The 21,741-nt window shown below is 72.4% G+C and carries 17 protein-coding genes; 10 read left to right on the top strand and 7 right to left on the bottom strand.

All coding sequences use genetic code 11. The features are described from left to right. Positions 1 to 232 precede the first annotated feature (232 nt). On the top strand, positions 233 to 1,762 hold the full coding sequence (locus ACQP03_RS19495; RefSeq protein ID WP_357398552.1) for a TROVE domain-containing protein: 1,530 nt from the start codon (positions 233 to 235) through the stop codon (positions 1,760 to 1,762). Between the two features lie 39 nt (positions 1,763 to 1,801). On the opposite strand, the gene ACQP03_RS19500 is transcribed toward ACQP03_RS19495, so the two are convergent. Next, on the bottom strand, positions 1,802 to 2,686 hold the full coding sequence (locus ACQP03_RS19500) for a LysR family transcriptional regulator (RefSeq protein WP_357133174.1): 885 nt from the start codon (positions 2,684 to 2,686) through the stop codon (positions 1,802 to 1,804). 81 nt (positions 2,687 to 2,767) lie between these two features. Here ACQP03_RS19500 and ACQP03_RS19505 point away from each other — a divergent pair, with 81 nt between their 5' ends. Then, a complete protein-coding gene (locus ACQP03_RS19505; RefSeq protein WP_433457823.1) occupies positions 2,768 to 4,015 on the top strand; it encodes an MFS transporter in 1,248 nt (415 codons plus the stop codon). A gap of 40 nt (positions 4,016 to 4,055) precedes the next feature. On the opposite strand, the gene ACQP03_RS19510 is transcribed toward ACQP03_RS19505, so the two are convergent. After that, positions 4,056 to 4,805: a glyoxalase gene (locus ACQP03_RS19510; RefSeq protein WP_433457825.1), complete on the bottom strand. Its 750-nt coding sequence runs from the start codon at positions 4,803 to 4,805 to the stop codon at positions 4,056 to 4,058. Between the two features lie 163 nt (positions 4,806 to 4,968). Between ACQP03_RS19510 and ACQP03_RS19515 the strand changes: the two genes are divergently transcribed. From ACQP03_RS19515 to ACQP03_RS19530, 4 genes are read left to right on the top strand one after another with little or no spacing between them, the layout of a single operon-like run. After that, positions 4,969 to 5,892 carry a hypothetical protein gene (locus ACQP03_RS19515; protein ID WP_357133168.1) on the top strand — a complete coding sequence of 308 codons (924 nt, stop codon included), beginning with the start codon at positions 4,969 to 4,971 and terminating at the stop codon, positions 5,890 to 5,892. Next, positions 5,889 to 6,341 (top strand): ABA4-like family protein, encoded by a 453-nt coding sequence (locus tag ACQP03_RS19520; RefSeq protein WP_433457827.1) that lies wholly within the window; start codon positions 5,889 to 5,891, stop codon positions 6,339 to 6,341. Before ACQP03_RS19515 ends, ACQP03_RS19520 begins: the two co-directional genes overlap by 4 nt. 5 nt (positions 6,342 to 6,346) lie before the next feature. Continuing rightward, entirely contained in the window at positions 6,347 to 7,588 is a 1,242-nt protein-coding gene (locus ACQP03_RS19525; protein WP_433457829.1) for a sensor histidine kinase, read from the top strand. Continuing rightward, positions 7,585 to 8,211, top strand: a complete 627-nt coding sequence (locus tag ACQP03_RS19530; RefSeq protein ID WP_357133162.1) for a response regulator transcription factor — start codon at positions 7,585 to 7,587, stop codon at positions 8,209 to 8,211. Before ACQP03_RS19525 ends, ACQP03_RS19530 begins: the two co-directional genes overlap by 4 nt. Before the next feature lie 10 nt (positions 8,212 to 8,221). Here the strand turns inward: ACQP03_RS19530 and ACQP03_RS19535 are convergent, their stop codons facing one another. The 5 genes from ACQP03_RS19535 to nhaA all read right to left on the bottom strand — a co-directional run bounded on the left by ACQP03_RS19535 (position 8,222) and on the right by nhaA (position 19,143). Next, entirely contained in the window at positions 8,222 to 10,012 is a 1,791-nt protein-coding gene (locus ACQP03_RS19535) for a gamma-glutamyltransferase family protein (RefSeq protein WP_433457834.1), read from the bottom strand. A gap of 68 nt (positions 10,013 to 10,080) precedes the next feature. Next, on the bottom strand, positions 10,081 to 14,115 hold the full coding sequence (locus ACQP03_RS19540) for a discoidin domain-containing protein (RefSeq protein ID WP_357398569.1): 4,035 nt from the start codon (positions 14,113 to 14,115) through the stop codon (positions 10,081 to 10,083). A 149-nt stretch (positions 14,116 to 14,264) separates the two neighbouring features. After that, positions 14,265 to 16,049 carry an alpha/beta hydrolase gene (locus tag ACQP03_RS19545; RefSeq protein ID WP_433457836.1) on the bottom strand — a complete coding sequence of 595 codons (1,785 nt, stop codon included), beginning with the start codon at positions 16,047 to 16,049 and terminating at the stop codon, positions 14,265 to 14,267. Positions 16,050 to 16,161: 112 nt separating this feature from the next. Then, positions 16,162 to 17,148: a LuxR C-terminal-related transcriptional regulator gene (locus ACQP03_RS19550; RefSeq protein WP_357133154.1), complete on the bottom strand. Its 987-nt coding sequence runs from the start codon at positions 17,146 to 17,148 to the stop codon at positions 16,162 to 16,164. Between the two features lie 63 nt (positions 17,149 to 17,211). Beyond that, the gene (nhaA, locus tag ACQP03_RS19555) at positions 17,212 to 19,143 is read right to left on the bottom strand and encodes a Na+/H+ antiporter NhaA (RefSeq protein ID WP_433457838.1); all 1,932 of its coding nucleotides are present in this window, start codon (positions 19,141 to 19,143) and stop codon (positions 17,212 to 17,214) included. A gap of 139 nt (positions 19,144 to 19,282) precedes the next feature. On the opposite strand from nhaA, the gene ACQP03_RS19560 reads away from it, so the two are divergent. Genes ACQP03_RS19560 through ACQP03_RS19575 form a run of 4 tightly spaced genes read left to right on the top strand, consistent with a single transcriptional unit; the run spans position 19,283 to position 21,687 of the window. Continuing rightward, on the top strand, positions 19,283 to 19,681 hold the full coding sequence (locus ACQP03_RS19560) for a YbaB/EbfC family DNA-binding protein (protein ID WP_433457840.1): 399 nt from the start codon (positions 19,283 to 19,285) through the stop codon (positions 19,679 to 19,681). Further along, positions 19,668 to 19,988, top strand: coding sequence for a type VII secretion target (locus ACQP03_RS19565; RefSeq protein WP_357133148.1), 321 nt, complete (start codon positions 19,668 to 19,670; stop codon positions 19,986 to 19,988). The genes ACQP03_RS19560 and ACQP03_RS19565 overlap by 14 nt, the downstream gene beginning before the upstream one ends. After that, positions 19,985 to 21,298, top strand: coding sequence for a WXG100 family type VII secretion target (locus tag ACQP03_RS19570; protein WP_433457843.1), 1,314 nt, complete (start codon positions 19,985 to 19,987; stop codon positions 21,296 to 21,298). Before ACQP03_RS19565 ends, ACQP03_RS19570 begins: the two co-directional genes overlap by 4 nt. After that, positions 21,295 to 21,687 (top strand): hypothetical protein, encoded by a 393-nt coding sequence (locus ACQP03_RS19575; RefSeq protein ID WP_433457845.1) that lies wholly within the window; start codon positions 21,295 to 21,297, stop codon positions 21,685 to 21,687. The genes ACQP03_RS19570 and ACQP03_RS19575 overlap by 4 nt, the downstream gene beginning before the upstream one ends. The last annotated feature ends 54 nt before the right edge of the window (positions 21,688 to 21,741 follow it).

The raw sequence follows: 21,741 nt of genomic DNA on the forward strand, positions 1-21,741 counted from the left end.
GGCCCCGGTGAAGGACCTCCGTCGCCGACCTCGATCTCGGGAAGCGCGACCACACGCACACCCGGTGCGCAGGCAACGGTTACTTCGGGATCCGCAGATGGGGGTTCGAATCCCCCCGACACCTTCGGGTGGGTAGTTCAACGGACAGAACGGCGGACTGTTCCGTGGCCGACTCTGATCTCGGGTGTGCGTGGTGGTGGCGCCTTCTCGGCCGACCGACGTGGGGGACGTCATGGCCAAGTTCAACCTCAAGCCGCGCACGAGCCAGCAGCGGCCGGTGACCGCCGAGGGCGCCCCCGGTTTCGTCCGTGAGCCGCGCCTCGAACTGTTCCTTCTCGGTGTCTCGAACATGGTTGGCGAGGCCACCTTCTACGAGGGCTCCACCGATCGGGACGCTCGTTTCCGGGACCTGGTCGCCACCGTCGCGGTCGCTGATCCCGACTGGTTCGGCCGGTTCGTGTCGTGGCTGCGGATGGGCGCGATGATGCGCTCGGCGTCCGTGGTGGCGGCCGTCGAGGGCGCCCGCGCCCAGGTGGCGGCCGGCATACCGGGTTCGCGCGCGGTCGTCGACGCCGCGTTGCAGCGTGCCGACGAGCCGGGCGAGGCGCTCGCGTACTGGCTGGCTCGTCACGGCCGGGCACTGCCCAAGCCGGTGAAGCGGGGCATCGCCGACGCGGCGGTCCGGCTCTACACCGAGCGGAGCCTGCTCAAGTACGACTCCGTCGGCCGTCAGGTGCGCTTCGGTGACGTCATCGACCTGACCCACCCCACCGCGAGGGACGAGCGACAGGGTGACCTGTTCCGGCACGCGCTGGATCGGCGGCACCATCGGGACAACCCGGTCCCGGAGTCCCTGCGGATGCTGAGGGCGCGGGACGCGCTCATGGCGATGCCGGTCGAGCAGCGCGGGGAGGTCTCCGACCGGGCCGTGCTGGACGAGGCGGGTATGACGTGGGAGGCCCTGGCCGGCTGGCGACAGCGGGCGATGGACGCGGCCGCGTGGGAGTCCGTCATCCCGACGATGGGCTACCTGGCGCTGCTGCGTAACCTGCGCAACTTCGACCAGGCCGGGGTCGGCGACGCCGTCGCGGAGACGGTGGCGGCCACGCTCTCCGACCCGGCGCGGGTGGCGACTTCGCGGGTACTGCCGATGCGCTTCCTGTCGGCGTACAACGCGGCACCGAGCCTACGCTGGGCGTACCCGCTGGAGAAGGCCTTGCAGCACGCCCTCGCGAACGTTCCCGCCCTGAACGGACGGACGCTGATCCTCATCGACACGTCCGGCTCGATGCAGAGCGCGTTCAGCAAGGACGGCACCCTGTGCTGCTGGGACGCCGCCACGGTGTTCGGTCTCGCGCTGGCCGCCCGCGCGCAGGCGGCCACCGTGGTGTCGTTCTCCGATCACAGCCGGGTGTTCCCCTCGGTGGCGGGCGAGTCGGTCCTCGCGGCGGTGCGGCGGTTCAGGGAGGGCGGCTACTTCCTCGGCCGGGGAACCGACACCGAGAAGGCGGTCCGGGAGCACTTCGGCGCACACGACCGGCTGATCATCCTCACCGACGAGCAGGCGCACTGGCACGGGTCGGCGGATGTGGCCGCGTCGGTGCCGGCGGAGGTGCCCGTGTACACCTGGAACCTGGCCGGATACCGGGTCGGGCACACATCGACGGCGACCAGGCGACACACGTTCGGCGGGCTGTCCGACGCGGCGTTCGCGATGATCCCGCTGATCGAGGCCGGGTCCGACGAGCAGTGGCCCTTCTGATTCGCGCCGCGCGGGGGCACGACTGCCCCGCGGCGCGAATCAGGGCAGGAACTCGCCGGTCAGGGCGATGAGGGCGCGGGCTGCGGCGCCGACCGGGCGGTCCACGGGCGTGGCCAGCGACGCGGTCCAGTCCAGGTCGGCGTCGGTGACGGTCAGGGTGCGGACTCCGGGAGCGTCGGCGACGACGAAGCGGGGCAGCAGGGCGATACCGAGACCGTGCCGGACGTGGTCGGCGCCGGTGGCGATGTCGGGGATCTCGATGGTGACGCGCCGGGACAGGCCGGCGGTGGCGAACGCCCGGTCGGTCACGGTGCGGTTGCCGTAGCCGATCGGAGAGTCGATGAAGTCGAGACCGGCGAGGTCGCGCAGCGACACCGCCTCGTTCGCGGCGAGCGGGTGACCGTCCGGCACAACGAGGTCGATCACCGACCGGGCCAGCTCGGTGAGGTGGATCTGCGCCGGTGGCGTGCCGGGCAGCGAGACGAAGGCGAGGTCGAGTCGGCGCTCGGTGAGCGCGTCGATGAGCCCCTGGGAGCCGGACGGCGCGACGCTGGTGTGCAGCAGCACTCCGGGGTGCCGGCGGTGGAACTCGCCGAGCAGGGCCGGCAGGTGCAGGAGCCTGATCGAGGTCATGGTGCCGATGCGCAGGGTGCCCCGGAGGCCGCCGTGCACCTCGGCGACCGCGTCGCGGGCGTCGCGGGCCGCGTCGAGGGCGATGCGGGCGCGCGGCAGCAGCGCGACGCCGGCGTCGGTCAGGAGTACGCGTTTGGAGTTGCGGTCCAGCAGGGGTGCGCCCAGTTCACGTTCGAGCGTCTTCACGGCCGCCGAGACGGCGGACTGGACGACGTGCAGGCGGGCGGCGGCGCGGGTGAAGTTCTGCTCCTCGGCCACCGCGACGAAGTACTCGAGCTGACGCAGTTCCACGCCCCAAGTATCACTCGCAGCGATGGTGACTAGCGTCAACTTTCGTTGGACGTGATGATCGAGTGGGGTGACAGTGGGCTCATGTCGTCAACGACCCTGCCCTCCCGTCGGCCCGTCGCCCCGGCTGGCCCCGGCGAAGGATCATCCCGCCACGGCCGTGGCTTCTGGGCGATCGCCCTGGCGTTCCTCACCGCGATGGCGTTCTGCACCGTTCCGTCCCCGCTGTACCCGCTCTACATGGCGCGGGACGGCTTCTCCACGTTCACGGTCACGATCGTGTTCGCGGCGTACGCGGTGGGTGTGGTGATCAGCCTGCTGCTCGCCGGGCACGTGTCGGACTGGGTCGGCCGCAAGAAGATCCTCATCCCGGCGCTGGCCCTGGAACTGGTCGCCGCCGCGCTGTTCCTGGGCGACGCGTCCCTGCCGGTGCTGCTGGTCGCCCGCCTGGTGAGCGGGCTGGGCATCGGCATGATCACCGCGACCGCGACCGCGTACCTCCAGGAGTTGCACGCGGCGCACCGCCCCGGCGCGTCCCGGCAGCGCTTCGAGGTGGTCTCCACCGCCGCGAACATCGGCGGCCTCGGCGTCGGCGCGCTGGTCGCGGGCGTCCTCGCCCAGTACGTCGACGCGCCGCTGCGCACCCCGTACCTGGTGTTCGCCGTGCTGCTGGCCGTCAGCCTCGTGGCGGTCGCGGCGACACCGGAGACCGTGTTGGAGCGGCCGGTCCGGCCCACCTACCGGCCGCAGCGGATCAGCGCCGACCACGGCGACCCCGCCGGGTACGTGGCGGCGACCGCCGCCGGCTTCGCGTCGTTCGCCGTGTTCGGCCTGTTCACCTCCGTGGCGCCGGGCTTCGTCGCCGGCGCCCTGCACCTGCCGTCGCGGGCGCTGGCCGGCGCGGTCGTGTTCGCCGTGTTCGGCGGCGCGGCCGTGGCGCAGAGCCTCACCACCCGGCTGCCCGCCCCGGCGAAGGTACGGCTCGGGTTGCTGGCGCAGGCCGTCGGCGTGCCCGTCGTGCTGGTGGGGATGCACACCGCGAGCCTGACCGCGTTCCTGCTCGGTGGCGTGCTCGCCGGCGTCGGCGCGGGTGTGCTGTTCAAGGCCTCCGTCGGCACGGTCGCGGCGATGGCCGCGCCGGCCCGGCGCGGTGAGGCCCTGGCCGGGCTGTTCCTCATCGCCTACCTCGGGATGAGCCTGCCGGCCCTCGGCATCGGGATCGCCACCCGCACGGTCAGCACGATCACGGCCATGAACTGGTTCACCGGTCTGCTGCTCGTCCTGCTGGCCGGCGTGACGGCGCTGTTCCACCGCAGCTCCGCGAACCGCTGACCGGACCGGGGCCGGGCCGGGCCCGGCCCCGGTCGCCGCGTCACCGTGGATCGGACCAGAACGGTTCCAGCAGGGCCGGGTCCGCGACATAGGCCGCCACCTGGGTACGCTCCGACTCCGTCAACGTGAGCGCGCGCAGCCGGGCCCCCCACTCGGGCACCCGGTCGGTCTTGCCCAGCGCCACCGACAACTCGACGAGCGCGGCCAGCGCCATCGCCTGCTCGACCACCGGGGCGTCGTCGGCACGGCGGCGCATCCCCGAGTCGAGCGCCCGGTAGGCGGCCCGGTCGTCGGTCTTGAACTCGCGCAGGATCCGCGCGTTGTCCAGCACCCGGGCCAGCCCCTGCAGCTCGGACGACCCTCCGTACTCCACGTCCTTCGGCTCGTCGCGGCGGATGAAGACGATGGTGTTGCCCGACGGGTCGACAATGCTGAACCGCGACGCTCCCGCCCGGAAGCGGGTCATCCGGGGCAGGCCCTTGACGAGCACCTTGCCGTACGCGCGGCGCATCGCGTCGGCGAACGCCGCGTGGTACGGCGCGACCGCGTCGACCATGACCAGGGCGCCGCCGGACTGCTCCCGGGCCGGGTCGAGGTCCTTCGGCGCGGGGCCGTAGTGCAGGTCGAACCCGCTGAACCGGAACGCCAGATAGACGTACGGTCGCAGTTGCTCGTAGGTCACCTCGAAACCGAGGGCCCGCCAGAACGCCAGGGTCTCCTCGGGCGCTGGGCAGGGCAGCAGCGGCACGGTGGTCTCGTTCGGCTGGACACGGTCCTCGCTGGACGTCACGGTCACTCCCCCGGTCGGCAGGCCGGCCATTGTGCCAGCATCGGCGGCGGATCGCGCCCGATCTCACCTCCTACCCAGGGAGGAGGCCGGCTCCGACCCGGGGCCGCGACCGGGGCCCGAGGTCGGACGCGTACGGCACGGGCGGCCACGAGCATCTACAGGCATGACTACCGTTCTGCGCCGGGCGGCGCGCTGGAACCGCCCGCTGACCCTCTTCGTGGCCGCGTCGGCGGTGCTCGCCGTCGTCGCCGCCGTCGGCGTCCTCGTCGACCCCCGCGTCCTCACCGGGGCGCCGATCTGGCTCAAGCCGTTCAAGTTCGCGGTCTCCTTCGTCGTCTACGGCGCGACGCTCGCGTGGATGCTGTCGCTGCTGCCGCGTCGCAGCCGGGCCGCGGAGTGGGCGGCGGCGACCATCGTCGCGCTGGCGCTGGTGGAGATGGTGGTGATCGTCGCTCAGGTGATCCGGGGTACGACCAGCCACTTCAACGACACCACCGCGCTGAACGCGATCCTCTTCGCGGTGATGGGCGCAGCGATCATGGTGCTGTTCGTCGCGCACCTCGTCCTCGCGGTCGTCCTGCTGATCCGGCGGATTCCCGACCGGGTCGCCGCGACCGCCGTCGGGTGGGGGCTCGGCCTGTCCCTGCTCGGTATGCTCGCGGCCGTGCCGATGGTGCTTCCGACGCAGGACCCGGGCATCGAGGGCGTCTCCGGGGCGCACAGCGTGGGCGTGGCCGACGGTGGGCCGGGGCTGCCCGTGGTCGGTTGGAGCACCACCGGCGGTGACCTGCGGATCGGGCACTTCGTGGGGCTGCACGCCCTGCAGGCCCTGCCGCTCCTGGCGATCCTGCTGACCCGGTACGCGTCCCGGCTCGACGCGCGTACCCGCGTCCGGCTGCTGGTCGTCGCGGGCACGGCGTACGGCGTACTCACTCTGGTGTTGACCTGGCAGGCCCTGCGCGGGCAGCCGCTGCTGCGCCCGGATGCCCTCACCCTGGCCGTCGTCGCGGCCCTGGCGGTCGCGACGGCGACCGCCACCGCCCTGGTGCTCGCGCGCCGCCGCCCGGAGCTGGCGCTCGCGGCATGACCGGGGCGCTGTTCTCGCTGACGTTCGCGCTGGCCGCGCCGTTCTGGGCGCTGATGATCCTGCTGCCACGCTGGTCGTGGACGGCCCGGATCGTCGGCTCGCCGCTGATCGTGCTGCCGGTCGTGGTGATCTACGCGCTGCTGGTGGTGCCGGCGTTCGGCACGGTGCTGCCCGCAGTCACGGCGCCGACCCTCGACGGGGTGCGCGACCTGCTCGGCACACCCGACGGCGCGGCGGCGGGCTGGGCGCACATGATCGCGTTCGACCTGTTCGTGGGCCGCTGGGCGTGGTTGGACAGCCGGGAACGGGGGGTACCGGCGCTGGTCATGGCCCCGGTGCTGCTGCTGACCATCCTGCTCGGGCCGCTCGGCCTGACCGCCTACCTGGGCGTACGGGCCAGGTGGCGGCGGCCGGCGGTCGCAGCCGTCGACACCGGGCACCTAGGCTGACGAGCGTGGCGTGGTGGGGGCGGCTGTTCGACGCGCGGGACGCGCGCGGGCGGATGCTGCTGCTCGACCTCAGCGGATTGGGCTACCTGCTCTTCGTGCCCCACTCCGCTTCCGTTCCCACGCCGACACAGTGGACCCTCGCGGTGGCCGCGTTCGCCGTGGCGGTCGTGGCGTACCGCCGGCCGGTGGTCAACCTGGTGGCGCAGACGGCGTTGCTGGCGGTCGCGATCTGCCTCGTCGACGACGTCACCATCAACCAGGTGGGCGCGAGTTGGGCTCTGCTCGAGGTCACCATGCTCGCGGGTCGCGCCCGCACGATCTGGCTGGCGGCCGGGCTGCTGACCGTGGTCGACCTGACCACCAGCATCGGTGCCCCGCTGCGCCAGGTCGGCTCCGGCGTCGTCGGTCTGGGCCTGGAGGTCGGCGTCCCGGTGCTGCTCGGCCTGGTCATCCGGGCCAACCGGGAGGTGGGCCGGCAGGCGTTGGAGCGGGCGCTCGCCGAGCAGCGACGCCGCGAGTCGGAGGGCCGGGCGGCGCGCGCCGACGAGCGCGCGGCCATCGCCCGCGAACTGCACGACGTCGTCGCCCACCACGTGGCGTCGATGGTGCTGCGGGTCGGTGTGGCCCGGCACGTCCTGACCGACCTCGATCCGCGGGTGGACGAGGTGTTCGACGACGTGCACGGCACGGGCACTGCGGCCCTGTCGGAGCTGCGCGGGCTGGTCGCGGTGCTGCGCGACCCCGACGGGGTACGCGGCGACGCCGCGCTGACCGCGATCGAGCCCGCGGCGCTCCCCTCGGCGCTCGGCGCCGCCGTCGACCGGGCCCGCCAGAGCGGCATCACCGTAGAGGCCGACGTCGACGCGGCGATCGGCTCACTCGACGCGGTACGGGGTCTGGCGGTGCTGCGGCTGACCCAGGAGGCGTTGACCAATGTGGCCCGCCACGCGGGGACGTCCGCGCGGGCACGCCTGGTGGTGGCGGTCCGCGACGGGGCCGTGCACTGGGAGGTCACCGACGACGGGGGTGGTGTCGACGGCGACCGCACGTCGACGGCGGTGCCGGCCGGCGGTGGTCACGGCGTCACCGGGATGACCGAACGCGTCGAGGTCCTCGGCGGCCGGCTGGAGGCGGGTCCGACCGGTACGGGCTGGCGGGTGCGTACCGTCCTGCCGAACACGCTGCCCACGCCGGCTCCCCGGGCCCGCGCGGTCCCGCCCGGAACACCCACCCGGAGGCCGGCGTGATCCGTGTCCTGCTCGTCGACGACCAGCACCTCATCCGGGCGGGCCTGCGCATGCTGTGCGACGCGCAGACCGACATCGAGGTCGTCGGCGAGGCCGACAACGGCCGCGAGGCGGTCACCCTCGCGGCGCGGCTCGTCCCCGACGTCGTCGTCATGGACCTGCGCATGCCGGGCGTCGACGGGATCACCGCGACCGGGCGCATCCTCGCCGAACGTCCCGCCACCCGGGTGCTGGTGCTGACCACGTTCGGCGACGACGACCACCTCTACCCCGCCCTGAGCGCCGGCGCGTGCGGTTTCCTGCTCAAGGACGCGCCGCCGGCCGAGCTGTTGGACGGCATCCGGCGGGCCGCCGCGGGCGACAGCCCGTTCAGCCCGGAGGTGCTGCACCGCCTCGTCCAGCGCGCGGTGCGGGCCCGCGTCACGCCGCCCCGGCAGCATGACGGGCTCACCGCACGCGAGCAGGACGTGCTGACCCTGGTCGCCGAGGGCCTGTCCAACACCGAGATCGCCGAGCGGCTCCACATCGGCGTGACCACCGTCAAGACCCACATCACGAGCCTCATGACCAAGACCGACAGCCCCAACCGGGTACGCCTCGCGCTGTTCGCGCGCGGCGCCTGACCGGCGTCTCCTACCGGCCGCAGGCGTAGCCCTGCATGCCCCTCGGGTTCGCGCCCGCGGCGAGCACTCCGGTGGCCGGGTCCCGGGACACGGCGCAGAGCCGACCGAGGCTCCACGCGTCGGCGAGCCGCACCTCGTGCCCGTACGCCCGCAGGGCCGTCACCACGGCGGCGTCGAGCCGGTCCTCCACCAGCAGCACGCCGGGCTCGCGGTCGCGGGGATAGAACGACGACGGCACGCCGAGGCTGTGCCAGGCGGGCGCGTCGATGGCCTGCTGGAGGTGCTGACCGCCGACGAGGTGACGCAGCAGGAAGGGCACCTGCCACTGGTCCTGCTGGTCGCCGCCGGGCGTGCCGCACGCCAGGACGGGCTGCCCGTCGCGCAGCACCAGGGTCGGGCTGAGCGTGGTGCGTGGCCGGCGGCCCGGGACGAGCGACGCGGGCAGTCCCTCCTGAAGCCAGCACATCTGCAACCGGCTGCCCAGCGGGAACCCGAGCTCGGGGATCGTGGGTGAACTCTGCAACCACCCACCGCTCGGCGTCGCGGAGATCATGTTGCCCCACCTGTCGACGACGTCGACGTGGCAGGTGTCGCCCCGGGTGACCCCGTCGGACCGTACCGTCGGCTCGCCCGTGGTGGGGTCCGGCACGTCGGCCCGGTGGGTGACGCCCGACCGCAGGTGGTCCGGCAGGCGCGGTTGGGCACCGCCGGGGCTTCCGGGTCGCAGCTCGCTCGACGCGCGGTCCCCGATCAGGGCCGCCCGGTCCCGGGCGTACGCCGGGTCGAGCAGCGCCGGGGCGGGCACGTCGGCGCTGTCGCCGTACCACGCCTCGCGGTCGGCGAACGCGAGCGTCAACGCCTCGGCCTGGGCGTGGATGCCGGCGGCGGTGGCCGTGTCGTACGCGCCGTCGTCGTCGAGCGCGTCGAGCACGGCGAGGGTCTGCAGCAGCACCGGGCCTTGGCCCCAGAAGCCGGTCTTGGCGACCGTCCAGCCCTGCCAGTCGAGGGTGGTCGGCGTCTCCCAGGTCGCCGAGAACGCGGCCAGGTCGTCGCCGGTGACCAGCCCGGCGTGTGCGCGTCCGCTGGAGTCGCGGAACGGCCGCCGGCTGAACGCGTCGATCGCCTCGGCCACGAAGCCCGTGCCCCAGGCTCGGCGGGCCGCCTCGATCTGCGCCTCCCGGTCCCCGCCGGCCGTCTGCCCCGCCTCGACGAGTCGGCGCAGCGTGCGCGCGTACACCGGGTTGGCGAACCGCTCCCCCGCGACCGGCGGCCGGCCGCCGCGCAGCCAGAGCTGGGCGGAGGTGGGCCAGTGCTCCTCGAACAGCGATCGCACGGCCGCCACCGTCGCGCCGACCGCGCCCACCAGGGGGTGGCCGGCGGCGGCGTAGCCGATCGCCGGTTCCAGGACGTCGGCGAGGGAGAGCGTGCCATGGTCGCGCAGCAGCAGGAGCCACGCGTCCACCGCGCCGGGCACGGCCGCCGCGAGCGGGCCGGCACCCGGGACGAGGTCCAGGCCGAGCGACCGGAAGTGGGCGATCGTCGCGCCGGCCGGCGCGGGGCCCTGCCCGCACAGCACCGTCGGGCGCGGATCCCGGGCGGTGGCGACGACCGCCGGCACCTCACCGGCCGGGCCGTTGAGGTGGGGTTCGACGACGTGCAGGACGAACCCGGCGGTCACCGCGGCGTCGAAGGCGTTGCCGCCGCGTTCGAGGATTCCCATCGCCGACTGGCTGGCGAGCCAGTGCGTCGACGACACCATGCCGAAGGTGCCCTGCAGGGTCGGTCGGGTGGTGAACGACATGACAACACCTCACTGGGGGCCCGGGTGGCGCTGGGAGACCGCCGTCGGCGGCCTCCCAGCGGGCAATGCTAGGCCGCGTTGTACGCCTGGGCGGTCACGGTGGCCTTGCGGGGCAGGCCCGGCCGGGCCGGCCAGGAGATCCGCACCTCACGCGTCTCCCCGGGCAGCAGCCAGAGATAGTTGTCGTCGTAGCGGGCCGGAAGGATCCGCTTACCGTGCTCGTCGCGCACGGCGAGCCGGACCATGGCGGCGACCGTACGGCCCTGGTTGCGGACCGTCGTGGTGACGGTGTTCCGGCCGTCCACGACGCGTACGCCGCTCGTCGACGTCGACAGTCGCGCGCCCGCCAGGGTGGTGAGCGCCCGCATCTGCTCGGCCTTGTCGTAGCGCCAGTAGGTGTTCTCCGCGAGCAGCCGGTCCCGGCCGTCGCGCAGCTCCAACCGGACCAGGTGCAGCCCACCGCCGTCCGCCGACGCCACGGCGAACGCGGGCGTCGTCGACGAGCGCGCCACGTCCACCCGCTGACGCTGCGCGGCGCCCAGCGACCGGCCGTTGAGGTCGTACCGGCGGGCGGTGACCGTCACGCCGGTGAGCGCGGCCGTGGTGTGGTTGACCACCCGCGTCTGCCAGGTGCCCGGGTCGGCCTGGACGTGCACCGGCTCGCACCCCTTGCGGGCACCGAAGTAGGCGCCGTTGATGTCCAGGTCGTAGTCGTACGTCTGCCAGACCGTGCTGTGCCACGCCGGGTGCGACATCCACAGCAGCAGGCCGGTGGCGTCCTGCCACAGGTTGGCGTTCCACGCCTCGAACATGGCCCGGTGGCTCTCGTAGTTGACGAACTGCGCCCGGGCGGCGAACTCGTCGAGCGAGCCGGACGCGCCGAGCCGCGTGTCGATCGCGTCCTGGTACGTGCCGACGCGCTGGTTACCGATGGTCGACCAGTCGTGGTAGTTCCACACCTCGCCGATCGGCCACTCGGGAGCGTCGCCCACCAGGTTGCGCATGCTCTCGGCCACCGACACGACGGGCATGCCGATCTCGGTGTGGAAGCCGAACGAGTCGGCCTCGTAGATCGTCGCGTCGGTGTAGGTGGTCGGGTCGACCCAGCCGTACGGTCCGCGTCCGCTCACGATGCCGCTGGCGGAGTTGGGGATGTACAGGATCTCCGGGTGCTCGGTGGCGACGGCCTGCTTGAGGCCGGCGTCGACGATCGGCGGCGGGTCGCCCTCGTTCGCGCCGCACCAGACGACGATGCTCGGGTGGTGCCGGAACCGCCGGATCGTGTCGGCGGCGATGTCGACGTAGCCGGGCGGGTTTGGCAGGAAGCCGCCGGCCTGCCAGAAGTCGTTCCAGACCAGGATGCCCTGCTCGTCGCAGGCCCGGTACAGCTCCTCCCGGTTGCTGCTGCCCAGCCAGTTACGGATCATGGTGAAGTTCATGTCGCGGTGCATCTCGACCGTGTCGGCCAGCCGGTCCGGCAGCACCCGGCGCAGCAGCTCGTCCCAGCCCCAGTTGCCGCCCCGGACGAACACCGGCACGCCGTTGACGCTGATCTTCAGCTCGGTGATCTTGTTGCTGACCGCCTTGACGTCGGTCCACGACTGCCCGTCGTCCGACACCTGGATGACGAAGTCGCGGGCGTACGCCTGCTCCCAGACGATCGTCACCTGGTCGAAGGCGACCGGAGCACCGAGGTCGACGGCGATCCACTGGTTGTCCTCGAACGCCGACGACCACCGGGTACGAGGGTTGCCGTCGACGGCCCGGTCCGGCCCGTTGGAGTCGCCGTCGGACGACGACGCGGTCGCCGTCCGGTGCAGCGCCAGGTCGACGTTCGGCTCGGCCTGCCGTTGCACCGACAGCCCCCACATCGAGACGCCCCACGAGGTCACCCGCGCGCCGGTCCGGACGCGCAGGTGCCGGGCGGTCCGGCTGGCGAACGTCTCGACCTGGGTGGCGCGGCTGCCCAGCGGGGTGTCGTTGCTGACCGACGTGACGTCCGTCCACTCCTGCCCGTCGGCGGAGACCTGGACGCGGTAGTCCAGGGCGTACGCCTGCTCCCAGACGATGGTGACCCGGTCGAAGTCGACGGCGGCGCCGAGGTCGACCTGGATCCACTGGTCGTCCTCGGCCTGCGAGGCCCAGCGGGTCGACATGTCACCGTCGACCGCCTTGGCGGGCACGTTGCTGTCGTTCTCCGCCGACGAGGCGGTCGCGTCGCGGCGCAGCGCGAGGTCCGGGCCCGAGCCGTCGGCCACCGACAGCGCGTACATCGAGATGCCCCAGCCGGTGGCGCGCTGACCCGCCTGGATACGCACGTGCCGGGCGTGCTGCCGGTCGAACGTGACGGTCTGCGTGGCGGCCCCGTCGACGAAGTCCAGCGGCGGCTGGCCGGGTGGGGAGATCACCACGGGCTGGTGCCAGTCATAGCCGAACTGGCGGACACCGAAGCGCACTTCACGCCGGTCGCTGACCGCGCGCCCGACGGTGGCGGTGAGCGTCAGGTCGTACAGGTGCGGCTCGCCGTAGCCGTTTGGCCACCAGAGGCGGGGCTTGGCGAGGCGCAGGGCCCGGAAACGCTCGGGCGCGAAGGTGACCGTCACGGATCCGCGGGCGGGGACGGTCACCGACGACTCGACGCGTACCTTGTCGAACTCCGCGCGCACGGTGACGGTGGTCGCGGTGGCCGTGGCGTTGCGCACGGGCACCCGGATGGTCACCTCGGCCGTGCCGGTGTCGGGCAGTTTCGGCAGCGTGGTCTCGACGTGCGGGTCACCGACGACCACGGCGCCCGTGCTGCGCAGCCGCACGTGGTCCCACAGGCCGGTGACGCGGTCCCGGACGGCGGGCATCCAGTCCCAGCCGGACACCGCCAGGTAGGTCGGCGCGTCGAGGTAGTGGTGGGCGGACTGGAGGAAGGTACGGCCGTCGGGGCCCTTGTCTCCGGGGGTGCCGACGTGCGGCATCGGGGTCACCCGGACGGCCAGGACGTGGTCGCGGTGGCCCGCGAGGGCGTCGGTGATGTCGAAGGCGGCCCGAGCGAACGGGTGCTTGACGCTGCCGACCTGCACGCCGTTCACCCAGACGGTGGCCTCGTGGTTGATGCCGTCGAACTCCAGCCAGATCCGGCGGCCGGCGGAGGTGTCCAGGCCGCGCGGCAACCGCAGCGCCCGCCGGTACCACCAGGTGTGCCGCGACAGCGCCTCGGGGATGCGCAGGTTGTTGAAGCCGGCGACCGGGTCGGGCAGGTGGCCCTGCTCGACGAGGGTGCCCAGGACGGTGCCGGGCACGGTGGCCGGCAGCCACGAGCCGACGTCGACACCGGCCCGGGACAACTCGGCCCCGTCGGTGGTGCCCGCGAAGTCGTCCATCGTCAACGACCAGCCGGATTCCAGCGCGACCGTGCCGTTCGGGGCCACCGTCAGCTCGGGCGGCCGGCCGGTGTTGCCGCCCTCCCAGCTCGTCCAGCCGTCCGCCTTCGGGCGAGGTGCCAGAGCGACGCCGTAGACCTGGAAGCCGTTCAGGCCGACCGGATTGGTGTTCGACCGTTTGGTGACCGTCATCCGGACCCAACGCGCGGTGACCGGCTCTGGGAGCTTGATGGCCTGTACGCCGCCCTGGCCGTCGGTGGTCTCGTACACCAACCGCCAGTCGCGGCCGTCGGTGGAGACCTCGATGCGGTACGCCGTCGCGGCGCTGGAGAGGATCTCGTCGCCGTCGGTGTCGGTGTAGTTGCCGTCGAACGGCCCGTCGGCGAGGGTCGCCTCGAAGACCAGGGTGACGGCCTCGACGCGGCACGGTGCCTGGAGGTCCACCGAGATCCACTGCGGATCGCCGTTCGCGGCCCGCCATCCGCTGCCCCGGACTCCGACCTGGGGCAGGCCGTCCACGGCGAACGCGGCGGGCGTCGGCGCGTAGTCGGTCGAGGAGACCGCCACCGGCCGATATCTGGCCAGGTCAGTGGTGGTCGACGGGCCGCCGGCCGACGGCGCGGCGGCGGCAGCGACCGCGTCCGGCAGGACGGCGGTCACCCCGACCGACGCCAGCAGCGTCGCTCCGGCGGAGAGGAAGGTACGCCGCGAAACGGGCGATGGCTCGGACATTGCGCCTCCAGGGTGGCAACGTTGTCAGAAGGGACGGGGGTATGTGACAACGTTGTCAGATGGTGGCCCGATGTTTCCCGGGAGTCAAGAGGCCGCGTCCTGTCCATCGGGGAGCGGGCGTCAGGTCGCCGCCCGCTCCCCGAGGAGCGTCACTCCGGGTACGACGGTCCCGGCTCGGTGCGCAGCATCCGCTTGAGCATCCGGTTGGCGGCCCGCATGTCGTCGGTGATCAGACGGGTCCGCACCGTCCCCTTGCCGGTCAGCTTGCCGCCCACCTCGAACACCGTGCTCTCGCCCGGCAGCGGCACCGCCTGGCAGCCCGTGTACGTCTCGGCGGGCAGCCGACCGTCCAGCAGGTAGGCGTAGACCGGGTCGTCCACGCACGGGGTGTAGTACGGGAAGACACCGTGGCTGCCCTCGTTGTCGACGCTGATCATCGACGCGCCGGGGAGCTTCTTCGAGGCCGCCAGCGCGCCCTCGTACGCGGTCGCCACGTCGAGCTCGTCCTGGAGCATCAGCACCTTCGGGAACGTCCTGCGGTCGAACTTCGGCATCCGGTTGCTGGTCGGCCAGTACGCGCACGCCGGCGGGTTCTGCAGGTACGGGGCGACCAGCGGCGCGTCCCGGGTGAGGCGTCGGCTGAACGCGTTCCAGTGCGCGACGCTGTCGTTCCACTGCCCGTCCTGGCAGCGGATCACCTCGAAGACGTAGTCGATGTCGTACGTGTACTCGTCCGTGCCCTGGGCCAGCAGGGACCGGTCACCCTGGGTCTTCAGCGTCGCCTGGGCGGCAACGCGGGACTGCTCGATGTACGCCCGGCCGTCGGCCGTGATGCCCGGCGCGGCGAGCAGCTTCGCGGTCGCGGCGCTGAGGATCTGCTCGGGCGTCCAGCCGTTCCACTCCTCGTAGTACTGGATGACGGTGTTCACCGCCGCCGCGGCCGTCGGATAGTTCTGGGTGTCGTAGAGCGCGCCGAGGATGAACCAGCCGAACATGAACGGTCCCATGCCGACGCGGGTGCCGCCGGCCCGCTCGAACATCTCCCGGATCTTCATCGGGTCGCTGCCCCGGCCGTACAGGTCGTCGTGGCGGGCCATGTACGGCAGCAACTGCTCCTGGAACGCCCGGTCCCGGGTGAACGGTTGCAGGTCCCAGGTCTCCTGCAGCGTCGGCGAGCCGACCGCCGCCACCGAGTCGAGCACCATCCGGCCCGTCCGGCTGCCGAACGTCGCCGCGTACCAGGTGCCCAGCCAGGTGCCGTACGAGTAGCCGAGGTAGTTGAGCTTGCGCTCGCCCAGCAGCACCCGGATGAAGTCCATGTCGTACGTGGTCTGCTCGGTGGTGATGTACTTCGTCAGCTCGGTGCTGCGGCACCCGCGCACGTTGGCCTGGGTGATCAGGTCGTTGGTGTTGTCGGTGTCGCGGTAGGTCACCGTGCAGAGCAGCGGGGTGCTCTGCCCCACCCCGCGCGGGTCGAAGCCGATCACGTCGTACCGCTCGGCGAGGGCGGGCGCGGACCGCGCCACGTACGGCGCCAGCGACAGGCCGCTGCCGCCGGGGCCACCCGGGTTGACCAGCAGGATGCCCGCCCGGTCGGGGCCGGACGCGGCGGTGCGACTGATCCGGACCTGGATCGTCTCTCCGTCGCGCGGGTGGTGCCAGTCGCGCGGCACGGTGACCGTCGCGCAGGACAGGCGTAGCTGCGCCTCGTCCTCGGGGCTGACCTCGGTCAGCCCGCACGGCTCCCAGGCGAGCCGCTGGGTGGCCAGGGACGCGGCCAGGGCGGCGGTGTCCGGCTCGGTGGCCGTGGCCGCGTTGGCGGCGGTGCCGGCCGCGCCGCTGGTCAGGGCCGCCGCGACCAGGGTCACGGCGAGCAGGGCGGCCGGCCGGCGCACGCGGCGTGGGTGGCGCGACCCGGTCGTGGGATGGGGCATCGTCCCGTCCTCTCAGACAGCGATTGATCGAACGGACTTCACCCTGGCCCAGGAGTGTTTCGCCGCCGCCGTCCCGCCGTGACGAAGACCGGTCATGGCAGGATCCGGCCAGTTACAACCAGCCGCGGCGGGTGGCCTGCACGCCGAGTTGGAACCGGCTGCGCGCGCCCAGCAACTCCTGGAGGCGGCTGACCCGACGGTGCACCGTACGGTTGCTGACACCCAGGTCACGGGCGATCGCCTCGTCGGTCAGGCCGGCGGTGAGCAGCGCGAGCAGCCGCTGGGTGGCCACCGTCGGCTCGGCGTCCGGTTCGGCGGTGTCGGCGGTGGCGTGGATCGGCGCTCCGAGCCGCCAGAACACCTCGAACAGCTCGGACAGCCCCTCCAACAACCGGGAGCGGTGCACCAGCACCGCGTCGGCCTCGTCACCGCTGGCCCGGGGCAGGACGACCAGAGCACGCTCGGCGTCGGCGAGCATCATCTTCAGGGGCAGCTCGGGAAAGACGCGCGCCTGCTCACCGGCGGCGACCGTGGCGCGCACGGCCGCCAGCATCGCCTCGTCGTGCAGCAGCTCGCCCTCGTACACGCAGCGGTACCGCCGCCCGCGCCGCAGCGCGTCGTACTGCACCTCCTCCGGCACGCGGGTGGTGTCGCGCAGGTACGGCCCGCGTTCCAGACCGCGCACCTCGGCGTGGGCGCCGGCCTGCAACTGGCGGAACAGCTCGCGGACGGCGTCCTTGCCCTCGATGACCTCGACGAACGCGGCGCCCGCTCCGTGCACGGCGGTGTAGAGCCCGGAGAGCGTCTCGGCGGCGGCGCGCGCCCGGGCGGCCTCCATCTCCCGCAGCGCGGCCCAGTTCTCCAGGGCGGTACGCGGTGGCCGGACGTGCAGCACGCCGGCGTCGTCGCGGTGCACGGCGCCGCTGCTCAGCAGGCCGGCGAGCGCGCGCGTGGCCCGTGGCGAGGCGGTGGTCAGGAAGGTCCGCTGCGCCACCGGCGCCACCCGCAGGAGGTTTTGGTAGACGTCCACGGCGTCCGCCGTGAGCGGGAGCGATTCCACGTCCAGGGCGGGCGTCACGGCGGGGGGACCGATCCGCATGCCGGCGATCGTAGAGCGCGTCGATGTCGACGGTTCACGCAGGTCGGAGGGCATTTATTGCGATCATTCCGGGGCCGCGTCCCCGCCCTGGCCGGGCTCGCGACGGTACTTGGGTTGCAGCCGTGCGCTCGTGAACGCCGACTTCACCGCCGCCGTGAGCGCGGCGATGTCGTACGCCCCATGGTGGCGCTGGCCGTTGACGAAGAAGGTCGGCGTGCCGGTGACGCCGCTGAGGTCCGCCGACTCGACGTCCTCGGCGATCCGGTCGACGCCCATCCGCTTGACCATGTGCTCCCGGAACTCATCGAGATCCAGGCCGAGCTGCTCGGCGTACCGCAGCAGGTCGGCGGGGTTGAGCGCGTCCTGGTGGGCGAGCAGCAGGTCGTGCATCTCCCAGAACGCGCCCTGGTCGCCCGCCGCCTCGGCGGCCTCGGCGGCGACCTGCGCGTGCGGGTGGACGTCGGTGAGCGGCAGGTGCCGCCAGACGTACCGGACGTTGGCGAAGTCGGCCAGCAGCTCCCGGACCGCCGGCTCGGCCTGCCCGCAGTAGGGGCACTCGAAGTCGCCGTACTCCACCACCGTCACCGGCGCGTCGAGCGACCCGCGCAGGTGGTCGCGCTCCGGATCCACCGGAAGTTTCAGGTCGACGATGCCCATGGCCATGCCGAGCAGCACACGGGCGCGGCGGGTCGGCGAGAGCCGGGCGACGATCCGGAACAGCAGCCAGGTGAGGACGGACGCGCCCACCGTCGCGACGAGGATGCCGAGCTTCGCCTCGTCCAGCGCCGGGCCGTGCAGGGCATGGTTGGCGATCAGGAGCGCCACGGTGAACCCGATACCGGAGACCGTGCCGACCCCCACCACGGCGATCCAGCCGACCGGCGGCCGGAACCGCTCGCCGCTGAGCCGGGTCACCAACCACGAGGTGATCACGATGCCGACCGGCTTGCCGACGACATACGCCGCCACCACGCCGAGCGTCACCGGAGACGTCACGGCCCGGCCCAGCAGCTCGCCGTCGATGACGATCCCGGCGTTCGCCAGCGCGAACAGCGGCACGATCACGTAGCTGGCCCACGGATGGTAGAGGCTCTGTAGTCGTTCGTTCGGTGACAGCGCCGCGGTGAGCCCGGCCTGGGCCATCCGGGCGAGCTTGGGGGTGGGCTGCTCCCGGAAGAGGCGGAACTGGTCGCTCGCCCACTGCAGGTCCTTGCGGCCCGGGTCGTACGCGTAGGTCAGCAGCCCCATCAGCAGGCCCACCACGACCGGGTCGACGCCGGACTCCGACACCGCGAGCCAGGCCGCCACCCCGAGCAGCGTGTAGAACCACCCGTGCCGGATCTTCCAGACCCGCAGGAGCAGCACGACGGCGAAGATCAGAGCCGCGACGAGCAGCGCCCTCGGCGAGGAGTGCGACGGGTAGGCGACCGCCAGCACCGCGATCGCCACCAGGTCGTCGACGACCGCGACCGTCAGCAGGAAGGCCCGCAGCCGGTCCGAGAAACGCGGCCCGAAGACGGCCAGCGCGCCGAGCGCGAGGGCCGTGTCCGTGGCCATCACCGCACCCCAGCCCACGGCGGTCGACCGTCCGGCGTTGATCGCCAGGTAGATCCCGATCGGCAGCAGCATGCCGCCGAACCCGGCCAGCATCGGCAACCACAGCCGACGCCGCTCACGCAGCTCACCGATGTCGAACTCGCGGCGCAACTCCAGGCCGGCGACCAGGAAGAAGAACGTCATGAGGCCGCTGTTGACCCAGGTACGCAGGTCGTGCGAGACGGGCCAGTCGCCGAGCCGGACCGACAGGCTGGTGCGCCACACCGACTCGTACGACGACGGGTGCAGGTTGGCCCAGGCCAGGGCCACCACGGCGGCGAGCAGCACCACCCGCGCGCCGCCCGTCTCGGTGCGCAGGAACGCGCGCAGCGGGGCGTTGATCCGCCCCTGCCAGGCCGTCCGGGCGGACCACCCCCGGTGCGCGTTGTCGCTCGTCACGGAGGCAATCTTCCTCGGCCGGACCGTCTCCCGGCGCGGATTCGCGATCGTCTCGGGCGTGCACAGAAAGCGACTGGTTGATAGCGTACCGGTGATCTCGCTGGCGGTGGCCGGCGGTGGTCCCCTGGGGAGGGTCAGCATGTGGGCGGACGACGCCGCGCTCGACGCGGCGGAGCGCCGGCTCGACGAGTGGGAGTCGTCGCTCGCCGAACGGGCGGAACGGGCCAAGACGCTGTCGACGCGGATGCGGGAGCTGACCGGCACCGCCCACACCCCCGATCGGACGGTCCTGGTCACCGTCGACTCGGCGGGCCTGCTGATCGACCTGCGGCTCGACGAGCGCACCCGGCACCAACCCGCGGCACGTACCGCCGAGCAGATCGTGCACACCACGAGAGCCGCCCGCTCCGACCTGCTGCGGCAGGTCGCCGACGTGACCACGGAGTCCCTCGGCGACAACGCGGGCGCGCGGGCCATCATCGACTCCTACCGCAGTCGGCTGCGCCACGATCCGGGGCCGAACGATGCCCCGCGGTGACGGCATCCAGGTCGACCCGGACGACCTGACCGCCCACGCCGCGCGCCTCGATCGCTGCGCCGGCAGCCTCGACACGACCCAACAGGCAGGCCAGCACGTCCGGTTGGGCACCGACGCGTACGGGCAGCTCTGCGCACTGATGCCGACACTGCTCGACGGCCTCCAGCGGACCCTGGTCGACGGCATCGGCGTCGCCGCGGGCTCGGTGCGGGACACCGCCGGAAAGCTGCGGACCAGCGCCGACCGCTACCGACACTCCGACGCCCACGCCAAGCACCTGCTCGACGGGGTGCGGCAACGCCCGTGACGTCCAACCCGCTCGTCGCCACCGCAGCGGACACCCCGCCCAGCGCCTGGGCGGGAGTGTGGATCTGCGAGGACATCGAACTCATCGCGCAGGGCATCCGCAGCGGCAGTTGGATCGACGGCAGCCTCGGCGTCGTGAGCGCCGGCCTCGACGCGCTCGCCTTCGTCTCCGACCCGGTCGGCGCCCTGCTCCAGTACGGAATCGCCTGGCTCATCGAACACGTCAAGCCGCTCAGCGAGGCGCTCGACTGGCTCGCCGGCGACCCGGCGCAGATCACCGCACACGCCCAGACCTGGCGCAACGTCGCCACCTCGCTCCGCGACGAGGCAGCCGAGCTGACCCGGGCCGTCCGCGACGACGTCGCCGGCTGGGGCGGCAGCGCCGGCCCCGCCTACCGCGCCTGGACCGCCGAACAACACCAGGCCATCACCGGCCTCGCCCAGGGCGCCGACACCATGGCCGCCATCACCGAAGGCGCCGCCGGCCTCGTGGCCGCCGTCCGGCTCCTGGTCCGCGACGCGATCGCCACCTGCGTCTCCCGCCTCATCACGTACGCGGGCGAACTCGTCTTCACCGGCGGACTCGCCACACCGCTGGTGGTGGAACAGGTGACCACGCTGGTCGCGTCGTGGGGGGCGCGGATCGCGCGGATGCTTCGTGCACTCCTGGCCAGCCTGCGACGACTGATCCCGGAGGTACGCCGGCTCGGCGACCTCATCGACAAGCTCAAGCAGGCGCTGGGGCGACTGACCCGCCTCGGGCCTTCCGACCGGATGGGACAGCGACGTGACTGGGCCGACCCGAGGACCCGGCCACTTCCGCCAGAACGGACCCCGGATTCCCACCTCTCCGCCGGCGATCCGGTCTACCACTCCGATCACTCGACGGGCATCGGCTACGACGACTTAACGATGCGGAACTTTGACAAGGTGCGGCCACTGGATGAGCACCATGACGTCATCGTGCACGGCACCGACCAGGGATACTTTGTCCCAGGCAAGGTTTCAGCAGATGGAGCGCACATGGACGGAAACGCCACCAACGCGGCTCAGATCGCCGCCGCGGTTCGGGAAAATCCCGCCTATGACGGCGGCCCTCTCCGTTTGGTCTCCTGCTATGCCGGCACCGTCAAGCCTGACGTCAACGCGGTACCACTCGGCCAACAGGTCGCCGACGAACTCGGGGTCAGCGTGCTCGCGCCAACGGCTCGGGTGGGGACCCAGCGATGGGCCGCAGAGCCCCAACCGCCGGTCGTCGAAAGCGGCGGCTCCTGGGAGGTCTTCGTACCACGAGTGAGAGGGCACCGATGAAGACGGTGGGGTTCTTCCGAGAACTGGGGCCCACCCAGACCGAGGTGTACGCGGAGAGCATCCACGCGCACGTCAACGCGCAGCCGTTGCCCGACGCCGTCCAGGTCGAGGACTATCTACGCCATGGACATGGCCTCATCGACGTCATGGGCGCGGAGATCGACGTCCTCGGGAGCGGCCGACACCTTGTCGGGGGTGCATCCGTGCTGACGGATGGCGAGTGGTTGTGGCGCGACGACCTGCGCTTCTACCTGGCCACATACAGCGTGCTGCTACCCACGGAATTCTTGAAGACAGTGCGGGGCAATGATTACCGCGTGCCCGATCTCCGAGGAGATCAGCTCCAGCTGGCCGGCGAGGAAGCAGCACGGATCCTCGGATACCACTGACGCCGTACACGATGACCGACCAGGCCCGCGCAAAGTTTGACGATATCGGAGCTG

The organism is Micromonospora sp. CA-248212 (genome assembly GCF_050948405.1).
Taxonomy (GTDB): Bacteria; Actinomycetota; Actinomycetes; order Mycobacteriales; family Micromonosporaceae; genus Micromonospora.